The following is a 24300-nucleotide window of genomic DNA, read 5'->3' as shown; positions in this document are numbered from 1 at the left end:
TCTTTACTTGTTGATTCTGAATCATTAATACTCTTAGAAGTATCGCTATCACTGATTGAATTTGACTTTGAAGTGTCAGAACTCGTTGAAGTTGAAACACTCTTTGAATTTGAAGCGGCATTACTATCAGATGCATTTGAATCACTGATAATTTTTGAAGTCGATTCAGAATCATTTTTTGAAGTCGACGCTGAATCACTAATATCTTTACTTAGTGATTCTGAACCTAAATCTGAAACAGATGCACTCTTTGATGCATTTAAATCGCTCAATGAATCTGAATTAGATCCATCTTTTGAAGTTGCTTTTGAGTTCGATGCTGATTGGGATGCATCGACATCACCATCTGAATCGAACTTACTATTTGAATTTGATTTATTTTGAGAGTCTACACTTAATTTAGAATCTTCATTATCAGAATTTGATGCAAACTTCGAAATGGATTCACTCTCATTAGTACTATTTGACGCATTTTTTGATGCGCTTGGATCATTCGGCTTAATCAATGAAGTTGATGTGCTATCTGAAGTTGAAGCTGATGCACTCTTAGAATCTTCATTAGTACTCTTACTCTTTGAAATTGAACTAGATGCACTATCTGATGCACTAATCGACGCACTATCTGAAAAGTTTGAATTTGATTCATTCGATGAATTTGAAATTGATGTAGACTTTGAATCTGATACTGAAACACTATCAGAATGATCTGAATTACTCTTTAAATTAGAAGTTGACGTAGATTCTGAATCACTCTTTGAAACTGATGCAGATCTTGAATCATTGGAACTAGGATTTGATACAGAATTAGATTTTGAAGTAGCAGCCGAATTTGACTCATCATTGCTCTTTGAATTATTCGAATTCGAAATATTCTTACTTGTTGATTCTGAATCATTAATACTCTTAGAAACATCACTATCATTGATTGAATTTGACTTTGAAGTAGCATCACTCGTTGAAGTTGAATTATTCTTTGAAGTTGACGCAAATTTACTATCAGATTCATTTGACCCACTTATGTTTTTAGAAGTAGATTCAGAAATATGCTTTGAACCAGATGCTGATGTACTCTCACTATCATATAATGAATTTGATAAACTATTTGAATTAGATGCATACGTTTCGACAACAGTAATAGTTGCCTTAGTAGTATGTTTAACACCCTGATCATCAGTATATGTAATAGTAACCTCGTATATACCAGCTTTACTATAATCAACTCCATCGTCATCAAATCCTAATTTATCCCTATCATAGGCTTTTCCATCAGGTTCTTTAATACTATCTACATCGATATAATCGTCAATCGTTGGCCTTGTAGCGTTGGGATCCGTTTTATCATAAGTCCGATTAGTAGGATTATCCCAGGCAAACGCCTCAAGAACCGTTATTGTCGCCGTAGCAGTATGTTCTTTCCCTTGATCGTCAGTATATGTAATAGTAACTGTATATTCTCCAGCTTTACTATAATCAACTCCATCGTCATCAAGCTTTAATTTATCCTTATCATAAGCTTGTCCATCTGGTTCTTTAATACTACTTCCATTGATATAATCTTCAGCTTTTGGCACTTTAGCATTGGGATCAGCTGAATCATAAGTTAGATTTTTTGGCTCATCCCATGAGAATGCTCCAAGAACGGTTAACGTAGCCGTAGTAGCATGCACTTCACCCCGATCATCAGTGTATCTAATAATAATGGTGTATTTACCCGCTTTTTTGTAATCAACAAGCTGATCATCAAACTCTAATTTACTCTCATCATAGGCTTTTCCATCAGGTTCTTTAATACTATTTACATCGATATAATCTTCAGCTTTTGGCCTTTCAGCTTTGGGATCAGCTGAATTATAAATTTGATCTTTTGGACTTCCCCACTTAAATTCCCCAGCAGTTACTGTTAGGTGCGCAGTTTGTTGATGACTGATCAATTGTCGGTCAACATAGTTAATATAGACATCATAAGTACCGGGCTTTTGATAATTAACTTTAGAGGCATCCATTGTCAAATTGGTTAAATCAGTTTTCTCATCATCTGGCTCTTTAATACTCTGTGGATTGATATAATCTTCAAGAGTAGGTTTAACAGCATTCTTATCTGAAGAATTATAAGTTTGATCCTTGACTTTATCCCACGTAAATTGTCCCTTAGAGTAAACTACGTCAATGGTAAATCCATTATCCGTTGCATCTTCACCAAAGCCAAGACCTAATAGTCCACCTGAATTAGCATCAGTGATAAATTCTTTCCAATTAGAAGCGGGCGTACCATCCGGATTTTTAACGTCTGCTGCCTCAATGATATCATGCAAATAAAGTGGGACACCAGCAAATTCCGTAAGATAAAATGCAGATTTTTTAACATCCGGATAATATCCATCAACCTCTGGTGGATATAACAAATTTGCATCACCAGTTTTAGTATCAATACTAAATTCATGAGAAGGTGAAGCTTCAGAACCATCATCTTTTTTAAAAGTTTCTTTATTAAAAATAACTTTTGCAGGTGTCACATCAATCCCAGGATTAGTTTTATCTTCACTATTCGTTAAAGCAATAATGGAATGATCTTTATTCGCTAGAGTCGAAGAATCTTTGTCAGAGCTTTTAACCTTGTTTTTAACATCCCCATCAGCTCGAGCCGAGTTGGTGGCTGCAACCGTTGTCGAAACAGCACCTAAGGACAATAAAGCCCCTAACACTAATTTAGAGCTAGTATGATCCGATGCAGCGATTTGTTCTACATCCTTGGTACCGGTTGTCTTATTAGAACCATTGACTAAGTCTTTTCCAAATTTGTACAATCGATACTTAATCGTACTAGTTTTTAATATTTTTAACTTATCATTATTATTACGATTATTCATACCCTATAATCCCTTTTAAATGCTTATTTGTTATAACTTAATTAAATATCAAGATAAGTGTTATTAGCTTATCTTATCGACTTTGTTGCTGAGTAGATTTCTAGTTTGAAGTTCGTGATAATTTTGCGTAGATAACTTAATTTTTTTTATTTTATGATTATCAGCATCTAATAGATTGTAGATATTCCCCTTAATTGAATTATCATCATCAATTATCTTGTCAATAAAGGTTAAGGTACTATTATCTGAAATAAAGCTAAGTTCTCTTCCTAATTGAGAAATATTAAATTCGTAACCTTGCTTATCATTCAGTAATACTTTAATAAAATCATTTGAGTTCGCATATTTTTTATTATTATGGAACACCATGTTAATCGCATTTTCGAAATAAAAATCACTAGTAACAACTTTTAACCCATCTTGATCATAAAAATCAGATTGTAAGATATGACCTTCGCTATAGTATTGTTTAGCAAACAAAGATCCATCTCTTCTATAAATATCTTTATAGTCAATATCGCCATTTTCATTGAGCCAAATTACAGCTTGTACGATTCTACTACCATCATTAAACCATCGGATTTCAGCTAACTTTTCACCATGACTTGTTAATGATTTAGTCCATTTATCACTCACCACCAATTGAGCTTGATTTGGTACCTTTAGATCAGTCCACCAGATTCCATCTGTTTTAGAGATCGGCTTCAAATATTGATTGGTATAAATATCGAAAACTTTCTTATCTTTAATGTCTAGCCCATATGTCGATAAAATATTTGCTGCATTTTCATGTGGTGTTGCAATCCATAGCTCGTCGCTTTTACCACTAATAACATTTTCAATTTGCCATTTAATTCCTTCATAATTTAAATAATCCAAAGAATTAATTACTTCTACTTTTTTTGTCATTTCAATTCACCCATTAGAACTTCCCACTTGATAGCGATAATTTTTGCTTGATATTTTTCAGCAACCTCACGCGCACCAATTGAGAGTTTATTATAATTTTTAAATATCTTTTCAATGGAAGCAGCTAGATTATCAACATTCTTTTGAATTTCATCTTGATCTCTGGCGTTTCTATCAAATGAAGCTAACGATCCATTTTTACCATCCGTAATTAATTCTTGAGCGCCATAGAGGTTAGCATACGAGGCAATTGGCAAAGAATCGCTAATTGCTTCAATATATGTTAATCCAAAGCCTTCTGAGTAAGAAGCACCAACAAACGCATCATAAGGAGCAATATCTTTCACAACATCTTGGCTTAAGCCTTTTAACGTTACAATATCGCTTAATTTTAGCTCTTTGATTAAAGCAGCTAATTCATCATGCTCTGCCCCTGCACCAAAGATATCTAAAGTTACATCGTAAGCGTTTTCTTTTAACTTTTTAATTGCCCGAATAATATGTGAAATATGTTTTTCTTCATGTAGCCTCGAAGCTGTGACAAGCTTCATGGTATGTTTCTTATTCCATTTTTTAGCCGGTGAAATATGTTTTACACCACCGACAGGAATATTAATAATTCTATTGGCATATGGTAAATTCGCCATTTTTAAATGCTTCTGCATATCCTTTTTTTGCAATTCAGTCGCAACGACAACATAATCAATCCATTTCAAATGATCAAACATATATTGGTAATATTGGTTCCACACTGGATGTCCATCAATAAAATTAGATAAATGTGCAGCATGCATAATCTCTACTAAATGAAATTTATGCCCTTTGATTCGTAGATCAACTAGAGCCTCTTCGTTTTCTGAACCTCGGTCCAAAATATAGGTATTATTCTCAAATATTTTTTCTAATTCTGTATAAAAAAATGAAAGCATTTCTTCAAAAGTGTTAAAGAAATAGTTAGCTCCATTAAATTCATCTAAGTGGATAGACTCCATAACGTTTCCTAAATCTTTATCATCACGAACTTTCCAGGTTAATTTATGTTTCCCATTCTCTAAGAAAATCCGATCATCACTCACTAAATAAATTTCTTTTTCTGTTGAATAGATTTTATTTCGAAGCGTTGTCATTTTATACCCAGAGCTAGTCTTAGTTTTAATGATGCGCTGCGTGTTCGTAAGATCCCAAAGGGTATCATTCTCTGACTCATACGTTTCTTTTATTCCATTTAGAGCGTACTCATTTGGGTTATCACTCATTAAGAAATCAAATACATTGATTACTTCTGATTCTTTTAAGTTCCATTCCTTCATATGCTGATGAAGGTTTGGCAACAATTCATTAAAAATAAATTTAAAGGGAATCTGCTTTTCTCTAAATCTATCGGCTCTGTAAAATTGAGCATGCTCTACTCCACTATTACCATGACCCATGGCCTTATTAACAAAAAAGTTCATAACGAAACTCCTAATTTCTAATATTCTTATTGGTGATAAGTATAACGCGAGCGATAGAATATTTTCTTTCAAAAAACTACACATTATTTGCGCCTTTCTGATTAATCTATTTTTGCATATTTATTTACATTTTTTGAAATAATATTCCTCAAACGGCTTGAAATAAGCTTTAATTCGAACTTTAAACTTACTAAAAGTAACCATCACAAAACTTCTTTGTCAAACAAATCGTATCTTAATATCATATTTGTAACTTTTTTGAAAAATAATGGTTATACAAAAAAGCTCCATAAACTATTAACGTTTTAAAAAAACGAGAATAATTTATGGAGCATTAATTAAATTTTTAGAATAAATTGCAATCTAACTAAGATAATGTTGAAATAATTATCTTTTTAGATATGTAAAAAGAATTTTACAAATGCTGCTGCGCACGCTGCACCAACGAAAGGAGCAATTCCAGGAACCAGGATAGCATACTTCCAGTCTGAGTCCGCTTTATTAGCAATTGGTAGAATCCGATGAGCAATCCGTGGTCCCATGTCTCGAGCTAAGTTCATCGCGAACCCAGTCGTTCCACCAATTCCCATACCGATTGCCCAAACCAACAATCCAACCCCGATTGCTGACAATCCTTCAGTTTTAACTTGAACAATAGCTAAAATTCCTGTAATGAAAATAAACGTTGCAAAAGCTTCAACAAAAAAATTACGAGGTAAATTACGAATAGCTGGTGATGTAGTAAAAATATTACGAATGTCTACTGCATCAACTTTGCCTTCAGAGGCTTTAAACTGATCAGCATACATAATCCAAACAATAATTGCACCAACGATTCCACCAGCTAATTCTGCTAAGCTATACGGAATAAATGAAGACCAAGGCAAAAGTCCTAAAATACTCTGTGCCAAGGCCATGGCTGGATTCATACAAACCCCACCAAAAATAAATAATGCCACTGAAATACCAAACGCCCATGTAGTAATTGCAAATAAATGCCCTGACCCATGGTACTTAGTATTATTCAATACTACGTCCGAATGGACGCCAACCCCAAAAACAATCATTAAAGCGGTGCTTAAAAACTCAGCTAATAAATTATGTATCATTTTAACTCCCTAAAAGTATAATATCGACAACCCTACTATTATATCTCAATACATTCAATAAAGTAAATAGTATAATGGAATTAAAACTTTATTTCCTATAAGTTAACGTTTTGTTTCATTTAGGTCCAAATGCTTGATTTCAAGCCAAAAATAAACAATAATTATATTTATATAATCATCAACTTAAGGAGTTTTTAATGCCTGAAGAATTTATTAAACATTTTGCGGCTGACATTTATAGTAGTGACATTCATCATCAGGGGTATATTTTAAAAATTATAGCTGACCACCATCATGGCATGGACATATCAGCAATTCAAGAATACTTCCAATTAAGTCGCCGAACAATTTATAAATACATCGAATCAATCAATGAAGTTGCTAAATTAGCAGAAGAAAATGAAACTGATTAAAATATTCATTATGGTGAAATAAAGAAAGAAAACAACCTTTATTACTTTACTGGTAATCAAATCAACTTTCAATATCTGTTTTGTAAAATTATCGATAAATCCATTGCAATGATTATTAGTAAACAATTTTTAGTTAATCGTGAAATCAACGTTAAACAATTTTGTTACGATAACTATATCAGTGAGACCGCCCTTCGACGTAATATCTCTAAATTCAATAGTTACATGAAGAAATATGGTGTATCTATTTTAATTTCAAAAGGTTCATTAACCCTAAACGGAGATTCAATTAAAATTCGTTTTGGATTAGCAACCTTTCTATGGCGAAATTATCGAGGTTTACAATGGCCATTTGCTAATATCTCTCAAAAAAGTATGCGAAATTTAGCATTACGGATTGGTACTATTTATTCCATTGATTTTAACGAAGGTAAATTAAATGAATTAATGTACATTTTTGGAACTAATCTTTCGCAAATTATCGTTAATAATTTGATTGACCCAAAAGAGATTAATCAGGATTTATTAGATTTGTTAATCTTAGATGATCGAGATCAAGAATTATACGATTACCTAAATAATAATTTCGACTTAAATGATACCGAATTAAACTTTGTCATCTTATAGTTTAAGTCAATGAGCGATGCATATTCATCAGGTAATAGAGCCCAAATTATTTTTGTAAAACTCAAGGCGCTAAATCATCCTTTTTATAAAAAAATCGTTAAATATATTATGGCTGTTGAAGGTCGGACCAATGTCAAAATCGACTTTAGTACCCCCGCTGGTGAATTATTTTTGGCCACCGTTATTGCTGGTCAGTTTCATCTAAACCTCTTCCATGATTTGAGTTTCACCGTTTCCAACATTGATATGGATCATTTCGGTAATAATATGGATGCTGGATTATTTCATGGTATCAGTGAACTAACTCGTCCCAATAATACTGATTTAACTGAGGCTGAATTAAATACCTCCATTATGTTTAATGCGATGGCCTTTTTGCTTATTTTCCCACATCATTATTTTGATCCTAAAATCAATATTCTTGTTAAGATGGACGCGACATCTTTTGCTGAACAAATTTTTACAATTCATGTAAAAGAAATCTTAGATCCTTATTTTAATATTGAAATTTTTACTCAGAAAACAATGGGCTATGTAGTAAAACCTGATGTATTAGTCAGCACCGCCCTTTTTGTTGATAAATCAATTGATCCAGACCATCAAATCTTTGTTAAGCCCCAACTAGATTTTAATGACAGCTTATATCTACGTGAATTTATGACACGTATTACAAAAGAAAAAAATCCAGAAATTTTTGATGTATAAAACTAAGCTATTGGTATCATTTATTAATTTTAAAAGTATACAAAAACTGATCAGAAATATTTTGGCATGCTGCCAAATATCTCCGATCAGTTTTTATTTTGATTAAAGTACCTTTCATTGCAAGATTTATTCAACTTTTAAAGAGCCTCCAGTGAGTTCGTACTACTCTATTCTTTGTTAGATAATATTATTTATATAAAAAAAGAGCTGTAAATATATTATTTACAGCTCTTTTACTTATTTCTTATGAGAAAATATAATATTTTTAATGTCTAAATTTAATTAGGAATTATCCTAGAATTAGAACAATTGCTCCCCAGTCGCTTGCTCATTTGAGCATAAGTGATCGTAACTCTAATCATTATATCTTACTAAGAAAAGGTAGCATTTTTTAATGCCAGAATTGAATTAAGATTCCACCTAGGATTAGCACGATGGCTCCTCCCATTCGGTTACCCATTTGAGCAAAGGCGATCATACTCATACGGTTTGAAGCTGACAAAACAGCGACATTACCAGTTCCACCCATACTGTTATTGGCCATTCCTGACGCAATTGCAGTTTCAACGGGATAAAGTCCAAACAACTTACCAACTAGAGCACTTACAAGACCCATTACGATAACACTAGTTAGTGTCAAAATAACAAACTTCCAAGTCAATGATTGTGCCAAAACATTTAAGTCGATCAAAGCTAATCCGATACCAGCCAATACGGCGTGTGTCAAATTACCCATAATAACATTGTTGAACATAACAACTGATTCTTCTAAGTGCTTAGGAACTAAGTTAAATGCTTTAGCTAAAATAACTAAAATGATGATAAAAGCATAAGCGTGAACCTTTGGTACAAAGCTGTTTAAGATGGTACCAACTAGGAAGAATGAAAAGGCTACCAACATACCAACTCCAATGCGTGTTGCATCAAGGTTTTTGATTGGTTCAGTTTTTTCATCTTCACTAATTGGCAACAAAACACCATGTCCATCATACTTAGTATTTGCCCAAATTTTAGAAATCAAGGCTGCCCCAATAACTGCAAGGACATTTCCCAAGGTAACGGCAGGAATCAACTGTGAAAACATTGATGCTGAACTTACGCCTAATCCTTGAGAGTAAATATGAGACAAAGGAACGGCACCTGCACCAATTCCTCCAGCCATCATTGGCATAGAAACGAACATTACTGAATGACCAAATCCTAGTCCCAATAACTTTCCAACCAAACCAACAGAGAAGAACCCTGCGACCATGGCGATTAGAGATACCGGAATGAATCTTACAGCAGCTTTCATAAGCAACTTACGATTCATACCTAGAATAGATCCAACAATTAATGTGGCAATATAAAAGTCCAATAATCCTTGGTCATTTAAAAAGGTCTTAGTAGCACCTACGACATTGGCTGGAATAATTCCTGTTGCTGCCAAAGCAGCTGCGGCGAAGATCGTGAAAACTGATCCTCCACCAAGATATGACTTAACCACAGGTATGATACTACCAAGGTAGTAAAATAGGTGACCAAGTAACACCAACATTAATGTTAACCCTAGCATATTTAGTGGTAATTTCTTTAGTGCGATTGTTACAAACAATACAACTAACATCAGTATATACAATGGTAAACTGACACCACTAATTTTAATTTTTTTCATCTTTTCCAATTTTCTACACCCTAATTAGTATTCTGCAGACCACTTAGCGTCTTGAACTGCTTGCTTAACATCTGCAATTGGTTCGCGGTTAAGATCTTGATCTACTACGCTTTGCGCTGTAACTTCAGCAATCTTTTGTGAGAATTCAGTAAGATTTGAAACAGGTGGCAATACAGCTGCCCCAGCTTCGTCAGCATCAACTAGTCCACCAAGTGCATGGATGGCTGCTGAAATAGTCTCAGGTGTCAACAACTTAGCTGTTGCAGCAACTAGACCAAATCCTAATCCAGGATAAATCAAAGCATTGTTTCCTTGACCAATAGTATAAGTAACACCATTGTATTCAACATCGCCAGAAGGAATTCCTGTAGCGATCAAAGCTTTTCCATCAGTCCACTTAATTAAGTTTTCTGCTGAGGCTTCGATCAACTTTGTTGGGTTTGACAATGGGAAGATAATTGGACGTTCAGTATGTGCTGCCATTGACTTAACAATTGATTCTGTAAAGGCACCAGGTTGTGTTGAAGTACCAATCAAAACAGTTGGGTGAATTTCATTAACAACTGCTTCTAAATCAGTTAGTTGATCTGCATTAGCAAATTCTTGACGTGAACGAGTGAATGGCTTTTGTGCTTCAGTCAAACCTTCTGTGTCATCAAACAACAATCCTTGCTTATCAACAAGATAGAAGTGGCTGCGAGCTTCGTCATCAGATAATCCAGCTTGCTTCAATTCTGAGAAGATTTGGTTAGCAATTCCCATACCGGCTGATCCGGCACCAAAGGTAACGAAAGTTTGATCAACCAACTTTTCCTTTGAGATGTTCAATGCTCCAAAGATACCTGCTAGAACAATCATTCCTGTTCCTTGAATATCATCGTTAAATGTTGCAATGTTATTCTTGTACTTATCTAAGATAACTTGAGCATTGGCACGACCAAAGTCTTCCCAGTGCAATAATGATTCTGGGAACAACTTTTGTTCAGCAGCAACAAACTTATCAATAAATGCAAGATATTCGTCACCAGCAATACGCTCGTGCTTGTTTCCTAAGTACAAAGGATTTTCCAACAATGCTTTGTTGTTAGTTCCTGCATCAATGCTAATTGGCAAAACTGATGCTGGATCGATACCAGCAGCGGCTGTATAAACCATCAATTTACCAACGGCAATATCAACACCGTTAACACCCCAGTCACCCATACCTAAGATACCTTCAGCATCGGTTACAACAACTAACTTGATGTCTCTTCCATCAGAAGCGTTCTTTAAAGCACTTTCGATATCTTCAGGACGATCAACAGACAAAAATGCAGCATTTTGAGGGTTAGTGTAGATTTCATTGTATTGTTCAATTGAATCAGCAACAACTGGATCATAAACAATAGGCATGAATTCTGAAACGTGTTGGTCCATCAAGTTATAGAACAAAGTAACGTTTTCATTAAACAAGTTCATCAAGAAAATTCTTTTTTCAAGCAATGGGCTTTTAGATTGGAATTGCTTGTAAGCTTGTTCAGTTTGTTCTTCAAGAGTTTGTACTTTGCTTGGCAATGCACCAATCAATCCAAGTTCTGCACGTTCTTCCATTGTGAAAGCTGTACCCTTATTTAAAAATTGGTTACGTAAAATGTCGTATCCTTTGGTATTCATTATTATTTCCTCCGTGAAATTAATATTTTTATTTATCAATAGATTGACTATACACCGCTTATTGTTTTATAGTCAAACTTAGCATATACTATAAAATAAATTTATACACCCAGCCAAAAGTGCCTATATTAAAGGGGTTAAGATGAAAACAGAAGATTTCGAATATTTTAATGAATTATATAATAAAAAAAGTTTTACAAAAGTTGCTCAAACTTTTGGTGTTAGTCAACCTTCAATTAGTACGGCATTAAAACGATTGGAAACGTACTTTCATAGCAAATTAGTAATTAGAGGAAATGCTCAAACTGAATTACACTTCACGCCTGAAGGGGAACAATTATATAAACATACTAGCTCAATTATGACAGAATTGGGTAGTGCCCAACATGAATTGAATCACTTAAAATCGCATATTACGACCATTGGTTTACCACCAATGTTGAAAAATGCTTATTTTGCCAAAATCGTAGCCGCCAGCAAAGAATTTGACAAATATTTTAATATCAAAAATATGCATATTTATGAAGCAGGCTCTAATGTATTAAAAAAATCTTTACTAGATGGTGATGTTGACATTGCATTATTGGGTTCACTAAATAGCAATGTTCATGAAGAGTTAAATCAAGAGCCATTCGTAAAAGCTCATTTTAAAATTTTCGTTTCTAAAAAAAATCCCCTTTCGCAAAAGGAAAGTGTTTCTTTCGCTGATCTGAAAAAAGAACAATTTATAGCACTAGATTCTAATTTTGTTCATAATCAGGCCATGACAATTTTCGCCAATGAAAATAACATTAGACCGAATTTTTTTATGAAAACTTCCGATATAAATTTTTTAATGAATATGGTTGCAGAAAACTTAGGTATTGCCTTATTAGCTGATATCGTCAACCCAAATTCATCAAATATAGTTGTACTCCCCTTAAATGATGAGAATCAGCCAACATTCATAGGAAGTATAGCATTTAGAAGAAATCACATCTTAACACCGGAAGAACAAATGTTTAGCACAGTTCTTTCAAAATATTCGAACACAAAAAATGAAATTAGTGATCAATAAGTATTTAATTTAACCAGATTAATCAAAAAAACAAAACTGGAAAGAAGTATTTTGACGTTAAGTCATCTACCTCCAACCAGTTTTATTTTTATAATATTAATTAAATTCATAGTTAATTTATTTCAAAATTTTATTACATTATCAAACGTCATATTCTAATTCTTTAATCGCCGCATCCATATATGCATTAGCACTTTTCATTTCTTGATTGTCGTATTCCACTGCGCCGGTTTTTAAACTAATATCAATATCCTTTAACGATTTAGAATTAATCAATAATTGATCAAAATTATCTTTAATTCGCTCCTCAACTATTTTTGCTCCATCAAGATCAGTATATAAAAGTGTCGCCCACGTTAAATTACTTTCATCATCATTTAATAAATAGGAAATATCATTACCACGAGTACTGTGTTTTAAGGCTGTCGTAGTTAAATCAATTAATTCATCAATCCGTCGTTCACTCATAATTTCTCTTAATTGTTCCAAATAGCGAACTTGAATGGCTACAACACTGGTAGGAATGTTAAACCGTTGACTGGTTTCTGTAAATACATTTGAATCCTCTAAAAACGCAGCCGTTGTTCTTAGATTGGTTTTGGTATTAAAAGCACCCTGTTCAATGATTCGATTTTGCAACTCTAGATTATCACTTTGTAATTGTCGCACTCTATTAGTCATTGAATAAAAAGTAAAGGATAATACTAATGGTGCAATCAACCAATAAATTTGTAATAGTTCTATTTCCCCATGATTAATTGAATTTAAAAAAATCATGTAGAGAACCTGCCCAAACATAAAGACTAAATTAAAAGAAAGCCCAATAAACAAACCAAAAAAATACATTATTAAGATCAATAACATGGTGACAAATAAATAAATTGCATTTGCCATTAATTGACCTGATAACTCTGTCATAATCGCCGTTATTAAAATCAATGCCAAAAAAATTAATAAATAAACATCACTTAAAATTGAGGTGCTTTTATTATCTTTCATGATTATTCCTTCCAAATCTCAGCTTATCATTTTTATATAAAATGACGATAATTACACCAATCAATGAAATCAGGATCAATGTAAAGACAACAAGATATACTATTAATTTTTGATTCCGTTTTAATCTTAAGTCAAGGTCTAATTTGGCGTCAGCAGCAATATCTTTTTTAAAACGATATGTCTTTTGTTGGTTATCTCGATCAATAACAATCGCATCCCCATCAACTTGGGATAATCCACTCTGTGAACTAACTGTGTTCGCAGCCATCGCTACATCTTGTTCATGGATAGCCGTTAAAATTAAGATTGACCGTTTCTGATTATAGGGTGAGCGTAACAACTGTGCCGTTCCAATTTTACGACTATAGTTGGACTCCAAACTCATTTTTTCATTGGACACAATATTTTTAAAATGATGATCAAATTTAAAATATAAATCATTATTGGAATTTCTAATAAATTGATTATCCTTAGGTGTCCCAAAGGCAATAATACTGCTATTTGCTAGTTGTGTTTTGTTGGGTGTTTTATGATAAACTTTTATCTGCCCGGTATTCTGTTCAACATAACTACCTATCCCATTAAATAAACTAGAAAGTGTATCAAGATAAATACTATTCAATTTTTCAGGTCGAATCAACGCGATATGCTCATATGTCTTATTCTTAATAAAAGTACTAGGATAATTAGAAAATAACAAATTATTCATCGGCTCTGTTTGGATCGTAACCTTGGATTGTTTTTCAATAATGGCCCATGGTGTTTGATTCAATGAAGATTGGTTATTTACCATATCGAAAATAACTTTTATATTAAACCCTTTTCCAAGCGCTTGGCCATTTGGTATTTTAATTTCAAAAATGTCATTATCTGCTTTTTTGGCAGTTAATTGATGACTTCCAATCTTTTTTCCATCAAGTTCAACCGTCACTAGGGATTTACTAAAATCAATATTTTTAGCATATTTTGTATGGAGGCGAATTGTCGAACCATTCGCATTATTACGAGCTTTTGGCATTTCAAGTGAATAAGTTGCCTCTTGATGACCGGAACCCGATAAAGTCGTGTCATTTGATGAGATTTCTTGAACAAATTTATTTGTTGGTGAAGCCAAGTAAGTTTCAGTTTTTGGTGAAATCTTTTTGTTCGCTTGTTGCGTCTCTTTCATTAACTCTGAATTAGAAACAAATCGTGCGGCCTTAATCAATTGTTTATTCGTTTTCGCAGTTACTACTAGGTAATGTTTTCCTTGATCATTAATAGCTTTAATGCACGCTTCTTGTTGGCCCAAATCTTTACCAACTTCTTTGAATTGTTCTGGGAGATGTGCTTGTTTAGAAATAATGATTTGATAATCATAATTATTTATCGCCTGGTCATCACTATTAATTAACGATATTTTACCTTTATCTGATACTACACCATCAATTCCTGATAAAGCATACAGGTTTGCTTCTAACTCTGGATCAGATAGATTAGTGTTAATACGGATAGCCGATTTTTGATTTATCACTGTATCAAAACCTGTAAAATGATCATAAAATTGATTGATTTTATCATCTGCTTCAGATAATGAATAATCCAAATTAATATTTGAATCTTGATAAACCGTCAACCAATTAGCTGGTGTTGCCAAAAGCGTTGTATTATTATCACTTTGATTAAATATTTGTCCTGAAATTTGTAAATGATTCGATCCTTGCAATAAATCAACGGGGACATCAATCGTTTTATTTTGGATATCATCCGTTGCATCTGGTCGAAAAGAATAGAATTTAATCCCATTCATAGATAATGTTAAGTCTGAAACGTTATAATCATCGAGTTGTGATATCTTAAAATTAAAGTTAATTATTCCTTTATTAACATCCCAATAATCCATTTTATTAAAAAACACATCCTCTTGGACCGTTTCACCAGATATTGTCATATTAGAATTATTAAAATTTTGACTAAAATTTTGGTTTTCATTACTATTATCTGCCCAAACAATTGTTGTGGATCCATATATCATCCCCAATATTAAAGCAATTAATAATAATATCCCTTGAAACTTTTTACTTATACCGTTTAGTCTTATACCACTTGGCTTCTTTATGAAAAATTTGTTCTCTAACATATCCCACCATCCCGTATAGCGCCACTGCTAACCACATCTGACTATATATTAAATACATTGCAACAATCATAAACAAGTTACTTATTTTCATCTCGCCTTTTTCAGTGGTAATAGTAATAAATGTTGTCACAATGAAACTCAAGATTGCAACAAACCATAATTCATTGCTAAACCCTGTTAAGGTTGAATGTGTTATTCCTGCAACTGATAATACAAAAATAATATCTGACAAAATTAATGATGTCAGTAATAGAAAGTATATTGACGCAAAATATACTAAATCAAACCGAATGTGTTTACATGCTTTAGTAAAAAGTTTCTTAAAGTTCTTCAACACAACATAAATATTTCCTTTAACCCAACGCGTTCGTTGGTGGAACCAAACATCCATCGTTTGAGGTTCTTGCTCCCAAGTCACCGCCAATGGTTGGAACTTAATTAAATACCCTAATCCGTAGATTTGAAAACTAATTTCCGTATCTTCAGCTAGCGCTTTTTCATCCCATCCCCCAACTTTTTCAATAAGCTCGCGCCGAATAACATAATTCGTGCCTGGGATTGTTCCTAGATGAAATAGTTGTTGTCTTCCAGCCTGAGCCATCCATTGAAATGATAGCGTTTCAATATTAATAAATCTGGTTAGAATAGAAGCATTTTTATTTCTGGTCCTAAATTTACCAATGACTGCTCCATATTCATCATGTCCCATCAATTCGGCCACTAAATAGCGCAATGCTCCATGTTCTGGTGTATTATCTGCATCATAAATTGAAATAACGGAACCTTTTGCTTTTTTTAATCCAATATTTAATGCATTTGACTTCCCTTTCCCACCATTTACTGCATCGGTATTAATCACTTTCAGATTTCGATCCGGATTAACTTGTTGCAAAGTTTTCAATAATTCAGCAGAATTGTCATTTGAATTATCATTAATTACAATGATTTCATATTTATCAGCAGGATAATCAAATGCTAATAGTGATTGAACTGTTTTTACAATTACAATTCCCTCATTATGCGCAGGTACCATAATAGAAACAAAAGGAGTTTCATTCTTTAGTTGTGGAGCTGGTGTATTAGTCCAATTTAAATAATAAATATACCCAGCAATGGTCAAAATAACATTCACAATCATAATTCCCCAAATGGAAATAATCGCAATAAATAAAGCAATATCTAAAATAGAAATTTTAGTCACCTCTTTCTATGCTATTAATCATTATGGCGCTTGAACATTTTCAAATATATTTTTCTTCCCTTTACTAAAAAGATACCTAAAATTACAAAAGTAATCCCAAAAAAGAACCACATTATCCGATTTTGACTATTAAAAAACTTATTTCCCCAGTTTTCAACTGGTTGATATTTAGGCGCTCTTTTAATCGTAACCTTAACATTATCCCTATTGGCTATTTTATTATCTAATAAATATTGATGATTAGAGTAGGCAATGTCATGATCACTAGTTGAGAGTTGTGTTTCAATATCATTTTCATCGTTTGTAAATAATTTAAATTTGATATTTTTAATTTCATTTTCTAATTGTTTTAATTTTTTAGTGTTATCTGGCATTTCAAATGTAATCGCCAAAGGGATATCTGCATGAAAATCAACATTATTCAATGTTGTCCCTCTTAAATCGGAATTAATCTGATTCATCTCGACCGCATAGATCGAATTTTTAACCGTTTTACTATAATTATCTTGTTGAGCAAAGCCAAATTGTTTAGGATTTGGAAATAAAATTTGTGTATTAGAAGAGTCCCCATAACCCTTTTTATAGGTATTATCACGTAACCAGTACTCGTCAAGTCCAAGTCCAATTGGATATACATTTCTATCAATTAAATGATTAACTCCATCCTGTGTTTGCCTTTGTAATTTATCAATATTACTATCACTAGGACCTGAATCACCGACATATGGATTTTTAATAAATAGGAGTCCCCCGCTATTTGTTACACGATTTAATTCATTTACAAATTTTTGATAAGCATATAAATCAAAATTACCGTCGGAAATGGTTGCTGAAATCGCAAAGGTTCGCTTTGTTTGTTTTAAATATCTGGTTATCTTCTTCAATAAAGCTAAATCAGTATACGGAGTAACTCCACCAATCGTCAATAAAGGCGGGTTTACTCTATTAGGTAAATTAAACATTCTTTTTATTAACGTTGCTAATAAAAACGTGCTATCATCATCACTGGCATAATAAGGAACGTATCCTTGATTACGACTAATAATTCCATATGGGTATTCGTGATCCTGACCTTGTATTTTTAAAGAACCGATCGTCGTGGTATCTGATGACAATTGATCAAAAACTGTCAATTTATCTAATTGCGGTAAATGTTGTTCAACTTTCCGATCTGGATCCTTAAGAATAAACTCTCGTTGATGGTAGCTAATTGTTTCCCCATTAATATCATTCATTTCGTTTAAATTCATATTATCTCCAATATGAATTTGTATCCCATTGAAATTTAATCGGTCTTCATCTAACGCCTTATTACTTTGTTCATGCTCAGGCCAATTAATTAAGGTTACAACGCCATCATATTTATCATCATCTAGTTCGCCAGCTTGATATTCATCTATCTGCATCATTTGAACATTACAGCCTGTACTAACTAATAGGCGATTAAGTGAATATACATTTTCCGCTTTATTATTATCAATATTAAGTGAATCATACATAAATAAAACTACAGGTTGTTTAGTGTCAGCCTGTCCCGCAGCATTGAATAAAAACATTTCCACAATTAAAGTGATTAAAACTAACCATATTTTTTTGAACATATCTTATTCTTCTTTTTGTGTATTAAAATGCCAGAGTTGATGATTAAGTGTATCTGAAATCGTTATTACCAAAATTAAGTCAATCGCAACATCAGCATAGAAAAGGTGTTTTGCTAAATCTGCATCACCATCCCCTATTATGGAAATGATAGGAATACCTATGGCCATGCTCATCATTCCCATGACCATAAACCATCTTGTTGTACCAGGATTATTAACCTTCTTATTTTTGAAATCATCATACATCGCTACAGAATTTACGAAAGCCAAAGTAAATGTTAATAAAATTAAGAAGGAAAATTTTTGTGGAAATAATGCTCTCATTAAAATTCTAAATCCCGTGAAATATTTAACCTGTTTATACGGCTTAGCTCCAGACTGACGAGTATAATCACCCACTGCCTGTGGTTGCGTAGCCATTAAATCTTCAGCTGCTAAATCTAATAGACGTTTAAACTGCGTAAAATGCTTAACATAATATTTTACAATCCAAAATGTGTTAATTTTATTAGTTAAATGTTTCTCGGTATATTTTTCTGGGGGCATTATATCAGAATAATTCTTAGGATTATAAGCTCCACCACGTGTCAGACTAAATTGGCCGTTAATACCTTCTTTTTCGATTTGTTTACCTGGATCAGCGTCGTTGTATAAAACAACACCATTTGCAAAGCTTTGGTACATATTAATGTCATTAAACTCTTTTGGAATCAAAAGGAACGTTATAATTCCTGTTACCAAGATAGCTAACATGCCTGACAAAATATAAATTCGATATTTTTTCAAACCTTGAGCTAAAAGCAAACTCATCGATATAACTAAAAAGCTTAACGCTAACGGAGCATTTTGTTGTTTGTTAAAAACAAACAAAATCACACATATAAAATATGTTAAAATTAATAACCAATTTTTTTTATAACGTCGCCTACTCCATAACAGTAACATGGCAGCAGCAAGAAGCATAAAAATATACCCACCGGCCTCAGCAAATAAAGAATTCATATACAATGTGAAAGATGAATCTGCAAAAACAAATACAACTAGCAAAGCAATTAAGTAATTCGTAAAATTCCTTTTACCTAACGTCAAAGCTTCTGTCAAAAAATAAATAGTTCCACAAAATGGTACAAAGTAAACAACTCCCATAAATCTAATATCAAAAACCGTTTTACTATAAAAAAATTCATTTATCCAAATCGCAATTTTTACTAGACCATTCTGAGAGGAATGTATCACAGTTGGATGCTCATTAAAATACTGCATGATATTATAATGTTGTAAAACATATTGATATGTATCACCAACCCCTTTACGTGAAGGATAGAGTCCATTTTGATAAATCACTCGCCAGAAATCACCATTATCAGCATATCCATGAGGACTGTTACTAAATAACAATGGTCCTACAATTAATATCGTTAAAATTACTGCCAACATGGATGGTGTTATAAATCTTAAAAATTTTGTCTCTACTTTTATTTTCATAAGACTAACGCCTTTGTAATTATATTTTTATTCAGCAGCAATCAACGCATTTAAATTATTATATGAATAAAATTGCCTACTTTTTACATCCCCTAATCCGCCTTTGTATTTACCATTTTTAATCTGACTCTGCCAAATGATCGTCATGGCATCTTGATAATGCTTTTTATCATTTGTTAATTTAAAAATTTGAGCAGCTAAAGCATAATTAGCTACTGATGTATCGTGATTAATCGGAGAGCCTTGCGTTGAATAACTATTAAACAAGGTCTTGTTCTCTACCTTTTCAATTAACCATTTTTGACTTGTATTCTTTAATTTTCCAACTTGTGCCAAATGTAATAATACTTCTAAAGCTTCCGAAGTATTTAAATCATTTGAACTATAAATCCTACTTTTTACATTAAAATTACTGGCATACAATGGGAAATCATCTGATAAATAACCTTCTTCTACAATTTTAATTTGCTGTTCATATTTTCTTTGATCAGGCTTACTTTGTTCTAAGCCCCTTAAAGTATCCAAATCATAATAGGCCAAGCTACTATTCGCTGACCCTTTTTTCAATACAGGGTCATAATAGTCCAGCACTGTCCCATCTTTAATCGCCGTTCCTTTTAAGTGGTTATAAATTTCAGAGATATCTTTCTCATAAAAATCGGTTTTATATCTTTGATCATACATAATTAATGCTCGAACAATTCTTAAATCATCTAATGTTGCATTTACATTGGATAATTTTTTATTATTTGGATCATAACGATAATTGAACTGATCATTTTTCCAAAAAGTTGCTTTGGTATTTTTATAAAAATCTTGGAATGAGTCTTTTGAATCCATTTCAATTAAGTATTGTAACCACATTCCTGATGATTCTGTTAACATTTCCTTACCAGTAGCTAAATTAGTATTCTGAGCATTAACTTTAGCGAAGGGATTAGTGTAAATTCCCTCTTTGATTAATAAATTACTTTTAATAAAACCAACTAAGTTTTGTGTTTGTTCTGGATAATTGTTGAATTTTTTATTTTTCACTAAATTAGCATTATCTATTTTTATTAAATGGCTCTGGTAAATCTCCCTACGAACTCCAAAAAAAATGATAATTACAGCAAAAATTATAATTAACATTACGATATTTTTATGTTTTTTCATTATCATCACTCTATATTCTTATTGTATTATAATTAATATATAATTAAAAAATTAAATCTTAATCATTTATATATACGCATTCATTTTAAAGCGTTATATATGTTTAGTCAAAGCAAAACGGAAGGAACTATAACATGAACAAAATCAAAGTAATGTCTATTTTTGGTACACGCCCTGAAGCCATTAAAATGGCTCCAATTATTTTAGAACTAAAGAAACGTCCTAAGGTATTCGAAACTATTACCGTTATCACCTCTCAACATCGTCAAATGCTAGATCAAGTTTTAGACATTTTCCACATAAAGCCTGATTTTGATTTAAATATAATGAAGCCTAACCAAACACTCAGTCAAATTACAAGTCGGGTTTTATCCCAGTTAGATGTAATCATTGAGCAAGAACATCCAGATATAATCTTAGTCCATGGCGATACAACTACAACATTTGCGGCTAGCATCGCAGCCTTCTATCACCAAATAAAATTAGGTCATGTTGAGGCAGGCTTAAGAACATGGAATAAATATAGTCCATTTCCTGAAGAAATGAATCGTCAAATGACGGATGTACTAAGTGATGTCTATTTTACACCCACTCAACAAAGTTATGATAATTTAATTAAAGAAAACCATAATCCTAATAAAATATATATTACTGGCAATACCGCCATTGACGCGCTTAAACAAACCGTGAACAGTAACTATAAAAATCAGATCTTTCAATTAAATGATTCTAATCATAAAATGATTTTAGTAACCATGCATCGTCGTGAAAATCAAGGTGCTCCGATGTTACATGTTTTTAAGGCGATTCGTAAAGTTGTTGATACTTTCCCAAATATTGAGGTTGTCTATCCCGTTCACCTTAGTCCTACAGTTCAAAAATATGCACAAGAAGTACTAGGTAATCATGATCGAATACATTTAATTCAACCATTAGATGTTATAGACTTTCATAATTTAGCTGCTCAAAGTTACTTTATTATGACTGACTCTGGTGGTATTCAGGAAGAAGCACCCTCACTAGGTAAACCAGTATTGGTCTTAAGAGATACTACTGAACGTCCCGAAGGTGTTCAAGCTGGTACGCTTAAATTAGTTGGTACCAAAGAAAGTAATGTTTTAGCTGCGATGGTTGAATTATTAGAGCAGCCCAAGGTGTATCAGGCAATGGCATATGCCAAAAATCCTTATGGCGATGGTAACGCTGCCACTAATATCATTAATGCAATTCAAAAAGAATTTAATAATAAATAACATGCAAAATAAAAAGGGCGTATTCTCATTAGAGATACGCTCCTTTTTTATCTATTATATTTTTATTATTTCCTGATCAATTGTAATTGAGCTTCTACCATTATTTTTGGAATGATATAAGGCGTTATCCGCTCGTTGATAAACATCATTAAATTCTTTATCAGTTTTATTTATCTCTGTCACTCCCATAGAAATGGTCAATTTTAAGGCTACTCCTTCATTTACTAAAGGATTACTCTTAACTCTTATAGCAACTTGCTTTGCCAATTCTTTTGCTTTATCAACTTTTGATGAATATACTAGTATCCCAAATTCTTCTCCACCTAGACGAAAGGCCTGACCGTCTAAATCTGACTTTGATAAAACATATTGCGTTTGTCGGGTCACTAATTGCAGCACTTGATCTCCAATTGTATGACCATAAGTATCGTTAAATGATTTAAATTTATCAATATCAAACATAATCAAGCTAAAAGTTTTATGATTGAGCTGAAACATCTGAAAGGCTCTTTCACTGGCCTGATTAAAACTTTCACGATTTAACACACCAGTTAAATAATCCTTTTTTGAAGCATTTTCAATTTTAAGATATCGGTCTAACGAAGTCCGTACAAAATAATTTAAATAGTGAACAACAGACATCAAAAGTATAAATTTAACAATTAATGCCACGTAATTATAAATAGTTTGACCGCGAAGGCCTAAAATTAACACCATCCACCATGAACTTCCCCAAATTATGAGCCAAAATAAATAAACTAACATATTACCCAATATTTTTTTAGAATTCATATTAACATAATAAGTAGATAATGCTATTAAGACTATACCAACCATTCCCAGACCTAATTGAAAATGATTCAATGTCGTTTGGGTTGAAAAATAAATAAATAATCCTAAGGACAAAATAATCCCATATAAAATTTGAGCACGACTATCTAGCATAATCAAAAAATAATATAAAATTACTAATTGTAAATCAGTTTGAGGTAAAGAAAATACACCTCCATTTATGGCTATCAGATATGCCTGAAAACTTATAACAGTTATGATAGGTATCAATCCACCCAAGAGGTTCATATTTCTTCGCTCCGCTCTAGAATTAAAGCGACCACGGTTTGAAAAAACTAAAATAAAATCAACCACTAGCAAACCTAAAACAATTATGAAATCATGTAATGTATTATAAGAAAACGATTGCCAAATTGAACTCCATAATTGGCTTAAAATATCTAGCATAAACATTCCTTCTTTAATTAAATAGTAAAAGCATCGTCGCAAAAATTGTGACGATGCTTTGAAAATTAATCAATAATTTTTTTACGATCATCAATCAACAATGGAATAGGCAAAATATCACTTGGTTTTGCAAAAAGATATCCTTGTTGAATGATAATATCATGATCCTTCAACCACGAAGACAATTCTTCTTTTTCAATTCCCTCAATTACAAGGTCTAATTGGTTATCGATAGTAATAGTATTTAATAACTGAATCATCAATGTAACTTGATCATCATCCAAAATATTACGAACATGAACCAAAGACCATTTGATTCGTGTCAAATAATCTTTAACTAACAAGAAATTACCAATTGAATTATTCCCTTGTTCCATATCATCAAGCGCAATTTTGTATCCTAATTCATGAATTGCTTTAAAAGCTTCGACATTAATTGCAGTAGTATATTCATACTGTCGATCAGTAGCCGGATTTTCAGTAATTTCAATAATTAAGCGATCACGTAATTCTGGCTTGATTAAATTCAATAATTGATATGTCCCTGCGTATTCAAGCTCCTGTTGATCCAAATTAAATGAAAAAAGACTATTTGGGTTCATTTCCAAAATTTGTGGTAAGGCTTGGGCTAAAAAATCTAAATAATTGCGATGATGCTCTTCGGTGTTTGTTGCTTCTGCATACAAAGCACCTGGAAATCCAGGAACACTATGACTACGTAACAATAGCTCATATTCATCATAATCAGCGTGCTCTAAATTAACAATTTTTTGACCCATAAAATAAAAATCGTACATGTT

General features: G+C 32.5%; 18 protein-coding genes and 1 pseudogene. 5 read left to right on the top strand and 14 right to left on the bottom strand.

Features of this window, described 5'->3' with window-relative positions:
- From JC2156_RS08690 to larD, 4 genes and pseudogenes are all read right to left on the bottom strand, one after another.
- Positions 1-2867, bottom strand: a pseudogene (locus JC2156_RS08690) (hypothetical protein); the annotation flags it as partial.
- 63 nt (positions 2868-2930) lie between these two features.
- Complete coding sequence (locus JC2156_RS03010) at positions 2931-3776, bottom strand: hypothetical protein (RefSeq protein WP_006845359.1); 846 nt, start codon at positions 3774-3776, stop codon at positions 2931-2933.
- Positions 3773-5230, bottom strand: a complete 1458-nt coding sequence (locus JC2156_RS03005) for a glycosyltransferase (protein WP_006845358.1) — start codon at positions 5228-5230, stop codon at positions 3773-3775. The genes JC2156_RS03010 and JC2156_RS03005 overlap by 4 nt, the downstream gene beginning before the upstream one ends.
- Before the next feature lie 395 nt (positions 5231-5625).
- Positions 5626-6339, bottom strand: a complete 714-nt coding sequence (gene larD, locus JC2156_RS03000; RefSeq protein ID WP_006845357.1) for a D/L-lactic acid transporter LarD — start codon at positions 6337-6339, stop codon at positions 5626-5628.
- Between the two features lie 197 nt (positions 6340-6536).
- Here larD and JC2156_RS02995 point away from each other — a divergent pair, with 197 nt between their 5' ends.
- Genes JC2156_RS02995 through JC2156_RS02985 form a run of 3 tightly spaced genes read left to right on the top strand, consistent with a single transcriptional unit; the run spans position 6537 to position 8084 of the window.
- A complete protein-coding gene (locus tag JC2156_RS02995; RefSeq protein ID WP_006845356.1) occupies positions 6537-6752 on the top strand; it encodes an HTH domain-containing protein in 216 nt (71 codons plus the stop codon).
- 3 nt (positions 6753-6755) lie between these two features.
- Complete coding sequence (locus JC2156_RS02990) at positions 6756-7379, top strand: helix-turn-helix domain-containing protein (RefSeq protein WP_338009591.1); 624 nt, start codon at positions 6756-6758, stop codon at positions 7377-7379.
- A 9-nt stretch (positions 7380-7388) separates the two neighbouring features.
- Positions 7389-8084 carry a hypothetical protein gene (locus JC2156_RS02985; RefSeq protein WP_006845354.1) on the top strand — a complete coding sequence of 232 codons (696 nt, stop codon included), beginning with the start codon at positions 7389-7391 and terminating at the stop codon, positions 8082-8084.
- Positions 8085-8475: 391 nt separating this feature from the next.
- On the opposite strand, the gene JC2156_RS02980 is transcribed toward JC2156_RS02985, so the two are convergent.
- Positions 8476-9738, bottom strand: a complete 1263-nt coding sequence (locus tag JC2156_RS02980) for a 2-hydroxycarboxylate transporter family protein (protein ID WP_038241000.1) — start codon at positions 9736-9738, stop codon at positions 8476-8478.
- A gap of 24 nt (positions 9739-9762) precedes the next feature.
- On the bottom strand, positions 9763-11394 hold the full coding sequence (locus JC2156_RS02975) for a malolactic enzyme (RefSeq protein WP_274507266.1): 1632 nt from the start codon (positions 11392-11394) through the stop codon (positions 9763-9765).
- A gap of 139 nt (positions 11395-11533) precedes the next feature.
- On the opposite strand from JC2156_RS02975, the gene JC2156_RS02970 reads away from it, so the two are divergent.
- Positions 11534-12448, top strand: a complete 915-nt coding sequence (locus tag JC2156_RS02970) for a LysR family transcriptional regulator (RefSeq protein ID WP_006845351.1) — start codon at positions 11534-11536, stop codon at positions 12446-12448.
- A gap of 141 nt (positions 12449-12589) precedes the next feature.
- On the opposite strand, the gene JC2156_RS02965 is transcribed toward JC2156_RS02970, so the two are convergent.
- Genes JC2156_RS02965 through JC2156_RS02940 form a run of 6 tightly spaced genes read right to left on the bottom strand, consistent with a single transcriptional unit; the run spans position 12590 to position 20888 of the window.
- On the bottom strand, positions 12590-13447 hold the full coding sequence (locus tag JC2156_RS02965; RefSeq protein WP_006845350.1) for a GGDEF domain-containing protein: 858 nt from the start codon (positions 13445-13447) through the stop codon (positions 12590-12592).
- Positions 13437-15461, bottom strand: a complete 2025-nt coding sequence (locus JC2156_RS02960) for a cellulose biosynthesis cyclic di-GMP-binding regulatory protein BcsB (RefSeq protein WP_006845349.1) — start codon at positions 15459-15461, stop codon at positions 13437-13439. Before JC2156_RS02960 ends, JC2156_RS02965 begins: the two co-directional genes overlap by 11 nt.
- A 43-nt stretch (positions 15462-15504) precedes the next feature.
- Positions 15505-16758, bottom strand: coding sequence for a glycosyltransferase family 2 protein (locus JC2156_RS02955; protein ID WP_193785807.1), 1254 nt, complete (start codon positions 16756-16758; stop codon positions 15505-15507).
- A 23-nt stretch (positions 16759-16781) separates the two neighbouring features.
- Complete coding sequence (locus tag JC2156_RS02950) at positions 16782-18368, bottom strand: hypothetical protein (RefSeq protein ID WP_006845347.1); 1587 nt, start codon at positions 18366-18368, stop codon at positions 16782-16784.
- Positions 18369-18371: 3 nt separating this feature from the next.
- Complete coding sequence (gene wsfD, locus JC2156_RS02945; protein WP_238530579.1) at positions 18372-19853, bottom strand: glycan biosynthesis hexose transferase WsfD; 1482 nt, start codon at positions 19851-19853, stop codon at positions 18372-18374.
- Positions 19854-19880: 27 nt separating this feature from the next.
- On the bottom strand, positions 19881-20888 hold the full coding sequence (locus tag JC2156_RS02940) for a hypothetical protein (protein ID WP_238530578.1): 1008 nt from the start codon (positions 20886-20888) through the stop codon (positions 19881-19883).
- A 254-nt stretch (positions 20889-21142) separates the two neighbouring features.
- Between JC2156_RS02940 and wecB the strand changes: the two genes are divergently transcribed.
- Positions 21143-22261: a non-hydrolyzing UDP-N-acetylglucosamine 2-epimerase gene (gene wecB, locus JC2156_RS02935; RefSeq protein WP_006845344.1), complete on the top strand. Its 1119-nt coding sequence runs from the start codon at positions 21143-21145 to the stop codon at positions 22259-22261.
- A 54-nt stretch (positions 22262-22315) separates the two neighbouring features.
- Here wecB and JC2156_RS02930 read toward each other — a convergent pair whose 3' ends face one another.
- Together JC2156_RS02930 and JC2156_RS02925 are read right to left on the bottom strand one after the other, a co-directional pair.
- Positions 22316-23500, bottom strand: a complete 1185-nt coding sequence (locus JC2156_RS02930) for a GGDEF domain-containing protein (protein ID WP_006845343.1) — start codon at positions 23498-23500, stop codon at positions 22316-22318.
- 65 nt (positions 23501-23565) lie between these two features.
- Positions 23566-24297, bottom strand: a complete 732-nt coding sequence (locus tag JC2156_RS02925; protein ID WP_006845341.1) for an EAL domain-containing protein — start codon at positions 24295-24297, stop codon at positions 23566-23568.
- Positions 24298-24300: the final 3 nt, after the last annotated feature.

It is taken from the genome of Weissella koreensis KCTC 3621 (assembly GCF_000277645.1).
Note: the sequence above shows the minus strand (reverse complement) of the source record. Positions and strands in the feature narration are given on the sequence as shown.